This window comes from Streptomyces sp. NPDC006879 (assembly GCF_042869595.1).
Taxonomy (GTDB): domain Bacteria; phylum Actinomycetota; class Actinomycetes; order Streptomycetales; family Streptomycetaceae; genus Streptomyces.
The window spans coordinates 19,559-32,233 of record NZ_JBIAGC010000037.1; the positions used below are offsets into that span (position 1 = coordinate 19,559).

The window sequence follows — 12,675 nt, forward strand, 5'->3', positions numbered from 1 at the left end:
TCAATACCCCCCACAAACCGCACCCCCCGGTGCGGCGGATTATCAGACGATAGCGTGCACATTCCGTGCCTCGCGGGTGAACTATTAGGGTGTGCGAGGTCTCGCTCGCGGGGAAAGGGAACGTTCCGGTGTCGATATCCGGTCACAGAACACTACTACTGGTCTCGACCAACTACGCTCCGGAGCATGCCGGAATCGGTCCATATGCGACACAAATTGCCGAGCATTGGGCACAACTCGGCCATGACGCCCATGTGTTCGCAGGGATGCCGCACTACCCCTCGTGGTCCCTGGACCCCGAGTACCGGGGCGCCTTGCGGCGCACCGAGGAGCGCGCCGGCGTGACCGTGCACCGGCGGCGCCACACCGTCCCGCCGAAGCAGACGGCACTACGGCGCGCAACGTTCGAAGGATCGATACTGCTGCACGGTGCGCTGACCCCACCGCGCATGCCGCGACCCGATGCGGTCATGGCCCAGATGCCGAGCCTGGCCGGTGGGGTACTGGCTGCACGGCTCGCCTCCCGGTGGCGCGTGCCCTTCGTGCCGGTAGTCCAGGACCTGATGGGCGCCGCGGCGGCGCAGAGCGGCATCAGCGGAGGCGACAAGGCCGCCGCGCTGGCGGCCCGGGCCGAGCGCTACGCACTGGGCCGGGCCTCGCTCGTGGGCGTCATCCACGAGACGTTCGTCGACAAGGTCGCCGCGATGGGCGTGGACCCCACCCGGATCCGGCTTGTACCAAACTGGTCACATGTTGCGCTGCCTTCCCGACCTCGCGCCCAAATGCGGGCAAAGCTGGGCTGGGCCGAGGGCGAAACGGTCGTGTTGCACTCCGGAAACATGGGCCTCAAGCAGGGACTGGAAGTCCTCGTCGAGGCGGCCCGCCTCGACCCGGGGACCCGGTTCGTACTCATGGGGGACGGCAGTCAGCGCGCCGCTTTGTCCCAACTCGCGGCAGACGTCCCAAACCTTCAAATCATCCCCCCTGCCGCCGACGACGAGTTCCCGGATATCCTCGCGGCGGCCGATGTTCTCGCGGTGACGCAGCACGCGGCCGTCCTGGACATGAGCGTCCCTTCGAAACTCACCTCCTACTTCGCGGCCGGCCGGCCCGTCGTCGCGTCCGTCGCGGCAGAGGGCGGCACCGCACAGGAGGTGGAGCGTTCGGGCGCTGGGGTACTGGTACCGCCGGAAGACCCGGGGGCTCTGCTGAAGGCCATACAGGCCCTGGCGGAAGACCCCGCGGCGGCCGAGGAACTGGGCGCCGCGGGGCCCCGCCACGTGGCGGCGCACCTGAGCCGGGACGCGGGCCTGGCCCGCATCGACGCATTGATGGACGAAGCACTTGGGGGTCCCAGGCCGTGACGGAGACGCAGCGCACCGCCGCGGCGGGCGAGGACGAACCGGATCTCCTCCGGGATCAGTTCCGACAACTCACGCGCTACCGCCGGCTTCTCGCAGCGGGCATAGCCGTCGGCCTGCTCGGCGGGGTCTGGCTCGCCGTCAGCTCGGCCGACACCTACGTCTCGACCGCCGAGGTGGTGCTGCGCACCCCCACGGACGACCCCTTCAACCCCAGCATCTCGCCGGACAAGGCGGTCAACATCGGCTCGGAGCGCCTGACCGCCCTCTCCAGCTCGGTCGCCAAGACCGCCGCCAAGGAGCTCGGGGTGCCCTCGGCCCAACTGGCCGAACTGCGCCGCGGCCTGCAGGTGACCAACCCCCCGCAGAGCCTGGTCCTCAAGTTCACCTACACCGCCGATGACGCACAGGAGGCCGCCACCCGCGCCAACGCGCTGAGCGAGGCCTACCTCTCGCGGCGCGAGGAGTCCATCAAGGACACTCGCGACAAGGTGATCAAGCAGAAGGAGGCGCAGCGCGACCCCATCGCCCTCCAGCACGACAAGTTGGACAAACAGGTCGACGGCATGGCGGACGGCTCCGCACGCGACGCCGCGCTGAGCACCAAGAGCGACCTGCTGAGCCGGATCTCCTCCCTCCAGGGGGACATCGACCGACTGAAGGCCCTGGACCTGACCCCCGGACGGATCACCAGCGTCGCCACCCCGCCGACCCAGTCGGACGGGCCGGGCCTGCCCATGTCGCTCGCGCTGGGCGCCGCCGTGGGCCTCGCCCTCGGCCTGCTCGCCGCCTGGGTCCGCCTGGTCTTCGATCCCGCCTGCCGTTCCGAAGGCGATGTCTCCCGGGCCCTGCGGGCCCCCGTGTTGGGCTCCCTCCCCCGGGACCGGACCGGCGGCGGCCCCCTCCTCGCGGCCGGCGAGGCCGATCCGCGCCTCGCCGAGGAGTACCGCTCGGTCGCCTTCCGGCTCGCCTACGACCAGCGCTTCGCCGACCGGCGCCGACTGCTGGTCGCCGCCCCGCGCGGCAGCAGCGAAACGGCCGCCGCGGTCGCGGTGAACATGGCCGCCTCCTTCGCGGAGACCGGCAAGGACGTGCTCCTCATCGAGGCGGACCTGCGTACCCCGGTGCTGGCCAGCCAGCTCCCCACCGACACCGCCGGAAAGTCCCGGTGGAGCCAGTCCGGCCAGGGGGACGAGACCGAATGGCCCGATGGCCGGCAACTCGCCGTCGACGCCGGCGAATCCGGCTCCTTCGACCTGATCCCCGGCGAGCGCGCCCGCAACGTGGCCCGCGCTCTGACCTCACAGCGCGCCACCCGGTTGATCTCCGAAGCGGACTCCCCGAACTCCACCGTGGTGGTGCTCGCCCCGCCGGTCCTCAGCTACGCCGACGCGCTCGCCCTCGTCGACCGCGTCGACGGCGTACTGGTGGTCTGCGACCCGCGAGCGGTACACCGCACCGACCTGGTCCGCATCCGGGAACTGATCAGTGGAGCCGGCGGCACCGTGCTGGGCGCCGTCGTGCACGGCGGCGAGGCCAAGGAGGGCCGTGGACGCCGCGGCGCGAAGGCCGGACGTGCTCCCGCCCCGCAGCTGTCCACCAGTGTGCAGCCGCCCCGCCAGACCCCCCGGCCCCAACCTCCCCAGCAACAGCGAGCCGTGCCCGACCCGGGTCAGCACATCCCGGGGGACGGAACGGACACCGTGGCGCTGCGTACGGTCCGCACGGGTCGCCGGTGACGCCCAGGCGCTCCCTTGCCCTGTTGGCCTCGGTGGGCGACCAGGCGGCCTCCAGCCTGACCAACATCCTGGTCCTGGTGCTCGCCGCCCGGCTGTCCTCGGCGGCCGGCTTCGCCGCCTTCTCGATGGTCTACGTCGCCTTCAGCGTGCTCCTCGGACTCAACATGGCCTACGTGGGCCAGACCGTCGTCCTGACCCGAAGCGAGGACCGGCCGGTGGGCGAGGCCTGCCGGTCGGCGGTGGCCTTCACCGCGGTCGCGTCGACAGCCGCCGGCTCCCTGCTGGTCCTGGCCGGGCTGGTCATTCCGGCGGCCACCGGGTCGGCCGTGCTGGCGCTCGGCCTGGTACTGCCCTTGACGCTGTCCCAGGACGGCCTGCGCTACTGCTTCTCCGCCCTGCGGCAACCGCACCGGGCGCTGGCCGCCGACCTGTTGCGGCTGGGGTGCGTGGTCGGGGCCCTCACCGCCCAACCGCAGGGCGCCGGACCGGGCCGGCTGGTCCTCACCTGGGGGCTCTCGGCGCTGCCCGCGCTGCTGCTGGGTCTGTGGCTGCTGCGTCCCTTCACCACCGGCACCCGCGCCGACCTGCGCCCCTATCTACGGCGCGGCCACCTCGGTCAGCGCTTCGTGATCGAGTTCGCGGTGGGCAACGGCTCCAGTCAGCTGGCCGTGTTCGGACTCGGCCTGTTCGCCACCCCGCTGGCGGTGGGCGCCCTACGCGGTGCTTCCACCCTGTTCGGCCCCCTGAACGTGCTGTTCAGCTCGGCCAACGCCTTCGGGCCGCCGATGCTGGCACGGTTCCCCACCAAACGCCGTACCGTTCGGGCCACGCTCGCGCTCGGCGCCCTGCTGGCGCTGCTCGGCGGCGGATGGGCAGCCGCCCTCTACGCCCTGCCCGACCGTCTGGGGCGCGAACTGCTCGGCGCCACCTGGGACAGCGCCGCCGCGCTGCTACCGGCGACCGGAGTGCAGTACGCCGTCATGGGGCTGGGGACCTGCGCCCTGCTCACCCTGCGGGTACTCAGCCCGAAGGCGACCCTGGGCGTGCAGGTGGTCTTCTCCTTCGTCTCGGTGCTGCTCCTGCTGGTGGGCTACGCACTGGGTGGCGCCGCCGGTGCCGCCTGGGGCCTGGCCGCCGGCTCCGCCCTCAAGGCGGTCGCCGCCTGGAGCCGGGTGGCCCGGTTGCGGGTTCCCGCAACCGAGGGGGCGACCGAACCGGTGGCCGCGGCGGCCCACTGACATCTGTACGACCTGAGCTGACCGCCCCGCGTCCTTACCGGCGCGGGGCGGTCAGCTCAGGTGCGGCCAGGGAGCCGGACGGGCCGGGCCCCGAAGGTGTCGGCGGGCCAGGACCTCAGCGGATCTCCTTGCCGCTGTCCTGCCGGTAGGTGGCCACCAGGGCGAGGCAGACCATGGCGATCGCGACCCGGCCGGAGGCCTGGAGCAGTGGCCCGCGCAACAGGATGAAGGAGTAACCCGCGACCAGCGGGACGACCACCGAGATCAGGCTGGCTGGTGGCGCCCTGCGAGTGGCCCGGCGGGCATAGCGCCGGTCCACCCGGGCCGCGGCGTAGCCCATGCCCATCAGTCCGGCGCTCATGCCGAGCGGCCCGAAGTCGATCCACAGCTCGGCCCAGATCGGGGAGGAGAGGTTGGTGTTGACCGTGCCCATCCACTGGCCGACCATCACTCCGGTGTCCCGGGGCTTGTCCGGCCACACCGAACGCGGAACCGCGAAGAACACCGAGCCGAGGAGCTGGCGCCCATAGGACTGGCCGGGCCCCGAGCGCGCGTAGGTGATGGTGTTGGCGAACATCCCGATCTGGTCGTAGTCCTTGAGCGCCATCGGCTCCAGTACCGAGGTCGTCTCGACCGGTCGGTAGTTCTTCTCGTCGTAGCGGAAGCGGTCCGCGAACGGGAAGATGATCAGGGCGATCACCACGCCCATGCTCAGAGCCACCCGGTACATCGCCGCGCTCACCGGGAATACGGTGAACAGCAGGGAGAACATCACGGTCAGGAACCAGTACCGCGGATTGGAGACCGGGTTGTTGACGACCAGGTTGAGCGCGGCGAGCGCCCCCCAGGTCGCGATGACCGACGGCATCCGGCGGGCCCGCGTGGAGGTGACCAGCCAACGGGTGTAGAGCAGGAGCGCCAAGAGCGCGGGGACGGTGCCGAAGCCGCGCAGGAAGGCCTGGCCGGCCTGGGAGTCACCGGCGGAGACACCGGCCTCCTCGATCCCGGCGATGATCTCCTGACGGCTGCTGAAGAAGACGGCCGGCCCGCCGAGCTTCATCACGAACAGGGCACTGCACGCGAAAGCGAACAGGGTCAGGAGTTGCAGTCGGCGCCGGTGCACCTTGACCGGCTTGGGTTCCTTGCCGGTGCCGCCCGCCCGTCCGGCGTGCCGGTGGCGGGCGATCAGGACACCGACGTCGAAGGCGATGCACCCGGCCAGGACGAGGGCGATGGCTTCGGTCAAGTCCGAACGCGGACCCACGACGGGCGTGGGCACCTGCCCGAGCACGGCCTGAGCCAGCGGTGCGACGCCCATCGCCATGTAGACGAACAGCCAGAAGGAGCCTTGGAGCAGTTTGCGCCGGCTGGTGAGAACCATGGCCGACAGGCGGGCACCCGAGTAGACGGCCAGCGCCAGCTGGAGGTAGAAGGCGGCGTCCTTGGCTCCGGCTCCGGGCTGGACCGCCACCATCAGGGGCAGGAACACGCTGAAGCCGAGGGCCAGCGGCACCGAGAGGGCGCGCGAGAGCAGCGTCCTCGGCGTGGTGACCCGGCCCCATTCGCCCTGGCCCGGCGGGAAGGGACGCAGGGGCATCCGGACCGGTCGGCCGGGCGTCTGCGCCGGCTTCGGGTCCTGTACGTCTGTTGCCACCGTGCTCCCACCCCAAGTGCTGAATCCCGGGCAGTTTAGTCGGCGGCGGCGAGGACGGCGAGGCCCGCCCGGGGACGCCTGCTCGTCACCCTCGCGTCAACCGTTAGTCTGAGCCGTCATTCCTGGGGGTGTATCGATGCGTGATCTTCCGGCCTTCACGCTGGCCGGCTACGACAAGGGCCGCGGGCTGCTGACGCAGGCCCTGTGGTTCGCGGTGATGAACACGGTGTTCATGGCGTGGTTCTGCCCGGCCCGGCTCCGGGTGGCCCTGCTCAGGGCGTTCGGGGCGAACATCGGCACCGGGGTGCTGATCCGGCACCGGGTGCGGGTGCTGTGGCCCTGGAAGCTCACCGTCGGCGACCACACCTGGATCGGTGAGGGCGCCTGGCTGCTGAACCTGGAGCCGGTGACCATCGGGGCGCACGTCTGCCTGTCCCAGGAAGCGATGCTGTGCACCGGCAGTCATGACCACCGGGCCGCGGACTTCCGCTACCGCAATGCGCCGGTGACGGTGGAGGACGGCGCCTGGATCGCTGCCCGGGCCACCGTGCTCGCCGGGGTGACGGTGGGCCGGCACGCCGTGGCTGCCGCCGGCGCCGTCATACACAAGGACTTGCCGGAACTGACCCTGCAGACCGCGGACGGCCAGCGCCGCCCGCTGGAGGAGCCCCGATGAGAGTCCTGCACGCGGTCACCCTGCACTCGCCCACCCATGCCTTCGGCGGCCCGGTGCGCGTGGCGCTGAACTTGGCGAAGGGGCTGCGCGCACGCGGCCACCAGGCAGGGCTGCTGGCTCTGGGGGAAGGATTCCCCGACCCCTGGCCCACCGAGGTCGAGGGGGTTGCGGCCCAGTTGTTCCCGGCTCGCCGGCTGCTCCCCCTGGGCTTCTCCGGCATCACCTCGCCGGCCCTGCTGGCCCGTGCCGGCCGCCTCGTGCGCGACGTCGACGTCGTCCACGTCCACCTGGCGCGCGACCTGGTCACCCTCCCGGTGGCGTTGGCGGCCCTGCGGGCTGGCAAGCCGCTGGTGCTCCAGACCCACGGCATGGTCGACCCGTCCGGTCGGGCGCTGGCGAAGGTCCTGGACGCGGTGGCGGTGCGCAGGCTGCTGCGCGGTGCCGGGGCGGTGCTGTACCTGACGGACCACGAGCGCGAGGCACTCGACGCGGTCGTGGGCGCGCCGGGACTGGACCACACGGTGCGGCTGGTCAACGGCGTGCCGGCACAGCCGGCCCGCTCACATCCGGTGGGGCCCCCACGGGTCTTGTACGCGGCCCGCCTTCAAGCACGCAAGCGGCCGGTGGACTTCGTGGACGCGGTGCCCGCGATCCTGCGCACCTACCCGGATGCCGAGTTCGTACTGGCCGGACCTGACGAGGGCGAGTTGCCCGCGGTCCAGCGGCGCATCCGGGAACTGGGACTGGCGGGCAAGGTGTCGGTTCCGGGATCGCTGCCGGGCGAGCGTGTCCTGGCTGAGCTGCGGCGTTCCCACGTGTACGTGCTGCCCTCGGTGGACGAGCCGTTCCCGATGTCGGTGTTGGAGGCGCTGTCGGTGGGGGTACCCGCGGTGGTCACGCACTCGAACGGCCTGGCGCGGGACATCGCCGCGGCCGGTGCGGGCCGCGTGGTGTTGCCGGGCCCGGCGGGGGTGGCCGCGGCCGTGACGGAGCTGCTGGACGAGCAGCACAACCAGGAGGCATCGCGAGCCGCCCACCAACTGGCTGGTGAGGCCTTCGCCATGGATGCGGTGCTGGACACGCTGCTGTCGGTGTACGGGAAGCTGGGCGCGAGCTGACCCTTGGTCCATGACCGTGCCGGTATGCCGCTGGGGCCGCCCGATCACATCGGGCGGCCCCAGCGGCATACCGGCACGGCGTCCTCTCAGGCGCGCACCCAGGCGTAGCAGCCGGTGGAGACGAATTCCACGGTGCCCGCCGGAATCTTGGCGATGATCTGGTCACCGGGCTTGGCACCCAGTTCCGGACCGGCGGCCAGGCTCTTGTCGCCGCTGCCCTTGGCCTGCCAGGTGCAGCCGTCGGTCGGCGAAAGGGCACGGTAGCTGCCGGGGGTCAGGTCCTTGTGGGTGCCGTCGGCGAAGCCGCCTTCGGCGGCCTCCAGTACGGGCTTCTGATCCGGGCACAGGTGCCGCACGGCGTCCGCCGCACCGGGGATGTCGCCCGAGATGATGGCGGAGGCGGCGGCGTCCTTGTCGCGCTTGGCGGTGCGCTCGATGCGCTGACAGGCCTCCTGGCCGGTCTGGAGTACGGCTGCGGGGTCCGTCTTCTTGGGCACCCGGCCCTTGAGGTAGTCCTTCTCCTTCTTGGTGAAGGAGCCGGTGACCGGCTTGATCTCGTCATCGGCGAGAACGGGACCAGTGGGCTTGGCATCGGTCGGTCGGGACGTCGGCGGCGCGGTCTCGGTGGCCGGGTCGGGTGCCGAGACGGCCGGAGCCGGGGTGCCCGGGGCCGCGCTGTCCTTCTGGTCGTCCCCGCCCGAGGAGCAGGCGGTGAGCGTGAGGGCGGCGGCCAGGAAGGCGGCTGCCGCGGAGCGTCGGATCGCAGGACGCATGGAAGGCTCCAGTGGTACGTGTGAGGAGTGCGGGTGGGACCCGGAACTGCTCCGGGTCCCACCCGCGCCGCGGTGACCGCGTTACTGCGGACCGAAGGTCAGGACGAGCTGCGGGGTGCCCCCCGAAGCCGAGGAGTCCTTGGACCACAGCCACATCGGGTCGCTTCCGTCACTGGTGAGCGCCAGGTCGTAGGCGCTGCCCAGGGCGGCGGTGACGGCGGACTTGTCCAACTGCACCGAGTGGATGGCCGAGTTGTTGGCGACCCCGGAGAGGGTGCCGATGGCCTCGGTGCCGACGGTGGGACGGGTGTTGTACGTGGTCTCACCCTCGGTCCAGTCACCGGTGACCGGGACCACGGAGACGGTGTCGGTGGTGCCCGCGGTGCTTGAGGTGTTCGTCTTGATCTGGAGCGTGGCGGCCTTCAGCACGGTCCCGGCCGGCGCGGCCGGGAGGTCGAACTTCAGGTAGCTCTGGTACAGCGAGCCGCTGCCCCGGACCGCCAGGGAGGTTGAGCTGCCGTAGTTGGCGGACGGCGCGCCCTGGTTGACGTAGGTGTCCGCGCTGGCGGTCACCACCGAGACGGTGTCGGCGACCGCGCTCGCCAGCTGGTAGTGCTTCTTGACCTTGGCCGCGGACAGGGCGGTCGGGTAGACCGCGGTCTCGTCGATCTGGCCGGCGAAGAAGTTGCTGGTGGGGCGGCTCGGCCAGCTGGAGAGGTTGTCCCCGCCGACGTGCCAGTAGCCGGCGAACTGCTCGTGGGTGCCGGTGCTGCGAGTGCCTTCGAGCTCACCGTCCACGTACAGCGCCATACCCGAGGGGCTCTGGGTGGCGACGACGTGGTGCCACTTGTTGTCGTTGTAGGAGTCCCAGAACCCGGTGGAGATGGTGCGGGTGGAGCCGTCGTAGACGCCGAAGACCAGACGACCGGAGTTGGTCATGTAGATCTGCTTGTCGTACTGACTGCTGTTGCGGTCGGTGTTGTTGCCGAAGCCGATCAGCTTGCCACCACGGGTGGTGTTGGTCTTGAACCAGGTCTCCAGGGTGTACGAGCTACCCACCGTGGTGCGGCGGTCGCTGTACAACTGCTCGTTGGAGCCGTTGAAGCCGATCGCCGTGCTGGCGCCGGTGATGGCTCCGGGAGCCTGCCGCAGGGACGGGCTGTTGCGGTGCAGGCCGCTGGTGTCGCCACCGTCCGAGGAGTCCGCGACAAACGGGGTCACCGCGTCGTCGTAGCGCCAGTAGAGCTGGGCGCCGTCGGCGCGGACCTGCTCCGGGTAGGCGTGCTCGGAGGTGGGGATGGTCACCGTGGCGGTGGCGGAGAGCCCGCTGGTGTTGCCGTTCGCGTCGGACGCGGTCACCCGGTAGGTGTACGACTGCCCGGCCTTGACCGAGGTGTCGACCCAGGAGGCCTGCGGGCGCAGGAACTCCAGCGAGTCGGCGGTCATGGTGTGGATCGGCGTGGATGAACCGTTGCGGTAGATCCGGTACGTCAGCTTGCTGTCGTCGAGGTCGAAGCTGGTGCGCCAGCGGACCTGGGCCTCGCCGGGCTTGGTGCTGTCGGCGCTGGCGACCGGGGTGGTCGGCGCGCCGGTGTCTCCCTTGGAGGCGAACCGGGTCAGACCCTGCTGGGCCCCGCCGTTGACGGTGGTGAACTCACCGCCGACCCACATGTACTCGGTGTCGTTCTTCGACGCGACGGTCATCACGCGCGGGCCGATGCCCTCGCCGAGGCCGTCGTTGGTGTCGGGGAACCAGCCGAGCTTGCCGGTGCTGGTGACCGGCTGGGCCAGCAGGTGACGGCGGCGGCCGTCGGGGTACTCGCCGATGCTGGAGCAGTCGTGCGCGTGCGAGGCGCTGTAGAGCACGCCCTTGTACGGCAGCACGGCCTGGGTGGCGCCCAGGCAGGTGTCCCGCCAGCGCTGGTTGAAGTCAGTCAGGTTCAGGGCGATGCGGCCGTCGAACACGCCGCCGCCGGAACCCTCGTTGCCGGTGTAGAAGCCCGTCTCGTCGGTGGCGATGTCCTTCACCACGGAGTTCGTCGGGATGAAACCGTTCGGGTAGGCCTTGGTCAGCGCGCCACTGGTGGCGTCGACCACGGCCAGCGCGTGGCTGTTGGTGCCGTTGACGGTGAAGAAGTCCCCGCCGAGGAGCACGTGCTTGCCGTCGGGGGTGACCTCGATCGCTCGACCCGGCTCGTCCGCGTTGGCGACGAAGGGCTTCAGGGCGCCGCTGGTGGCGTCGACCGCGGCGTAGCGCTGGCGGGTCTGCCCCTCCACGTTTCCGAAGTCGCCGCCGGCGTAGACGGTGTCCTCCGTGACCGCCAGCGCCCGCACGGTGGCGGGGAAGCTCGGGTGGAACGAGGTCTTGGGAGTGCAACTCGCCACGTCGATGGCCGCCAGGCTGGCGACCGGCACATCGTTGACAGCACCGAAGTAACCGCCTGCGTACAGCGTCTTCTTGTCCGGGGACAGAGCGAGCGCGCGCACGGTGGCGGAGCCCTGGCCGACGGTGAAGGACAGCTGGCAGGAGGTCGGGGCGCCGGTGGCCGCGTCGAAGGCGGCGAAGTTGACGGCGGTCTGCTCGGAGCCGGAGGCGCCCGCGGGCGGGCGCACGGCCGAGAAGGTACCTCCGGCGAATACGGTTCCCTCCGCCTCGGCCATCGCCCACACGATGCCGTTGGTCTGCCAGGTCGGCAGTTCGTCGGCGGTGAAGGCGACCGGCTCGGTTATCGCGGAAGCCTGCGGCATGAGCACGAAGCCGATACCGGCGCCGCCACCGACGATGGAGAGGACGAGGGCAGCCGTCAGCCCTCTGGATCTACGCATGAGCCCCCCAGGGCAAAGCCCGGTTGAATGGCTGGAATTGAACGGAACAGCCATATGTACTGGCGCAGAATAGGGCGCGAAAGCGACCTTGGTCACCCCTCTTGACCCTTTGGAGACCAAGGGGTTTCAGGATTGTGGCAACTGCGGGACATACGGCGACGTGCCGGCCCGCATCCGAGGACGCGGGCAGGTACACGGCAACGCTACTGCCGAATCGTAGGGCCTCTGGAGAGAAGCGGAAGCTACGACCCCGTACTGTTCAGCGGTCGATACGGACCGCTACACCGGCGAGTTGGTCCTCCACCTGCCGGATGTCGGCATCCACCATGATTCGCGCCAGCTCCTCGACGAGGACGGTGGGCTTCCAGCCCAGCAGCTCCTGCGCCTTGCTGGCGTCGCCGATCAGGGCGTCCACCTCGCTGGGGCGCTCGTACTTGGGGTCGTAGCGAACGTGCTCGTTCCAGTCAAGGCCGGCGTGGCTGAAAGCAGTCTCCACGAACTGGCGCACGGTGGCCGGAACACCAGTGGCGACGACATAGTCGGTGGGCTCGTCCTGCTGGAGCATCCGCCACATCGCGTCCACGTACTCAGGGGCGTAGCCCCAGTCACGGACCGCGTCCAGGTTGCCGAGGTAGAGGTTGTCCTGCAGGCCGGTCTTGATACGGGCCACCGCGCGGGTGATCTTGCGGGTCACGAAGGTCTCGCCGCGCCTCGGGGACTCGTGGTTGAAGAGGATCCCGTTGACCGCGAACATGTTGTAGGCCTCGCGGTAGTTCACCGTGGTCCAGTACGCGAAGACCTTCGCCGCCCCGTACGGGCTGCGCGGGTGGAACGGGGTCTGCTCGTTCTGCGGTGGCGGGGTGGCGCCGAACATCTCCGAGGACGAGGCCTGGTAGATGCGGGTGTCGATGCCGCTGGCCCGGATGGCCTCCAGCAGGCGCAGCGCGCCCAGACCGGTGACGTCACCGGTGTAGAGGGGCGCGTCGAAGGAGACGCGCACGTGGGACTGGGCGCCCAGGTTGTAGACCTCGTCGGGCTGTATGTCGCGCAGCAGGTTCACCAGCGCCACGCCGTCCGAGAGGTCGGCGTGGTGGAGCACGAAGGACCGGTTGGGTGCCTGCGGGTCCTGGTAGATGTGATCGATGCGCTCGGTGTTGAAGCTGGACGAGCGCCGCACGAGGCCGTGCACCGTGTACCCCTTGGAGAGCAGCAGCTCAGCGAGGTACGAACCGTCCTGTCCGGTCACTCCGGTGATCAGTGCCGTCTTGCTCATGCGGGTTTCCCCCAGAA

9 protein-coding genes are annotated in these 12,675 nt (G+C 70.4%); 5 read left to right on the plus strand and 4 right to left on the minus strand.

Annotation, left to right across the window (positions count from 1 at the left end; translation table 11 throughout):
• The first annotated feature begins 158 nt into the window (after window positions 1–158).
• The 3 genes from ACFYMC_RS23060 to ACFYMC_RS23070 are packed head-to-tail and all read left to right on the plus strand — an operon-like array spanning window position 159 to window position 4,338.
• A complete protein-coding gene (locus tag ACFYMC_RS23060; RefSeq protein WP_388528423.1) occupies window positions 159–1,364 on the plus strand; it encodes a glycosyltransferase in 1,206 nt (401 codons plus the stop codon).
• Window positions 1,361–3,100: a lipopolysaccharide biosynthesis protein gene (locus ACFYMC_RS23065; RefSeq protein WP_388528375.1), complete on the plus strand. Its 1,740-nt coding sequence runs from the start codon at window positions 1,361–1,363 to the stop codon at window positions 3,098–3,100. Before ACFYMC_RS23060 ends, ACFYMC_RS23065 begins: the two co-directional genes overlap by 4 nt.
• On the plus strand, window positions 3,097–4,338 hold the full coding sequence (locus ACFYMC_RS23070) for a hypothetical protein (RefSeq protein WP_388528377.1): 1,242 nt from the start codon (window positions 3,097–3,099) through the stop codon (window positions 4,336–4,338). The genes ACFYMC_RS23065 and ACFYMC_RS23070 overlap by 4 nt, the downstream gene beginning before the upstream one ends.
• Before the next feature lie 115 nt (window positions 4,339–4,453).
• On the opposite strand, the gene ACFYMC_RS23075 is transcribed toward ACFYMC_RS23070, so the two are convergent.
• Window positions 4,454–5,935, minus strand: coding sequence for a hypothetical protein (locus ACFYMC_RS23075; protein WP_388528425.1), 1,482 nt, complete (start codon window positions 5,933–5,935; stop codon window positions 4,454–4,456).
• Window positions 5,936–6,128: 193 nt separating this feature from the next.
• Here ACFYMC_RS23075 and ACFYMC_RS23080 point away from each other — a divergent pair, with 193 nt between their 5' ends.
• Together ACFYMC_RS23080 and ACFYMC_RS23085 are read left to right on the plus strand one after the other, a co-directional pair.
• A complete protein-coding gene (locus ACFYMC_RS23080; protein WP_388528379.1) occupies window positions 6,129–6,668 on the plus strand; it encodes a WcaF family extracellular polysaccharide biosynthesis acetyltransferase in 540 nt (179 codons plus the stop codon).
• Entirely contained in the window at window positions 6,665–7,786 is a 1,122-nt protein-coding gene (locus ACFYMC_RS23085) for a glycosyltransferase (RefSeq protein ID WP_388528381.1), read from the plus strand. The genes ACFYMC_RS23080 and ACFYMC_RS23085 overlap by 4 nt, the downstream gene beginning before the upstream one ends.
• An 86-nt stretch (window positions 7,787–7,872) precedes the next feature.
• On the opposite strand, the gene ACFYMC_RS23090 is transcribed toward ACFYMC_RS23085, so the two are convergent.
• From ACFYMC_RS23090 to gmd, 3 genes are all read right to left on the minus strand, one after another.
• Window positions 7,873–8,559 (minus strand): hypothetical protein, encoded by a 687-nt coding sequence (locus ACFYMC_RS23090; protein ID WP_388528383.1) that lies wholly within the window; start codon window positions 8,557–8,559, stop codon window positions 7,873–7,875.
• Between the two features lie 81 nt (window positions 8,560–8,640).
• Window positions 8,641–11,385: a DNRLRE domain-containing protein gene (locus ACFYMC_RS23095; protein WP_388528385.1), complete on the minus strand. Its 2,745-nt coding sequence runs from the start codon at window positions 11,383–11,385 to the stop codon at window positions 8,641–8,643.
• A 259-nt stretch (window positions 11,386–11,644) separates the two neighbouring features.
• Window positions 11,645–12,658 (minus strand): GDP-mannose 4,6-dehydratase, encoded by a 1,014-nt coding sequence (gene gmd / locus ACFYMC_RS23100; protein ID WP_388528387.1) that lies wholly within the window; start codon window positions 12,656–12,658, stop codon window positions 11,645–11,647.
• Window positions 12,659–12,675 lie beyond the last annotated feature (17 nt).

Excerpts from the sequence above, each read along its gene's own strand:
- ACFYMC_RS23080 (WP_388528379.1), top strand. The coding sequence starts at position 6,129 with ATGCGTGATCTTCCGGCCTTCACGCTGGCCGGCTACGACAAGGGCCGC.
- ACFYMC_RS23095 (WP_388528385.1), bottom strand. The coding sequence starts at position 11,385 with ATGCGTAGATCCAGAGGGCTGACGGCTGCCCTCGTCCTCTCCATCGTC.
- ACFYMC_RS23085 (WP_388528381.1), top strand. The coding sequence starts at position 6,665 with ATGAGAGTCCTGCACGCGGTCACCCTGCACTCGCCCACCCATGCCTTC.
- ACFYMC_RS23090 (WP_388528383.1), bottom strand. The coding sequence starts at position 8,559 with ATGCGTCCTGCGATCCGACGCTCCGCGGCAGCCGCCTTCCTGGCCGCC.
- ACFYMC_RS23075 (WP_388528425.1), bottom strand. The coding sequence starts at position 5,935 with ATGCCCCTGCGTCCCTTCCCGCCGGGCCAGGGCGAATGGGGCCGGGTC.
- gmd (WP_388528387.1), bottom strand. The coding sequence starts at position 12,658 with ATGAGCAAGACGGCACTGATCACCGGAGTGACCGGACAGGACGGTTCG.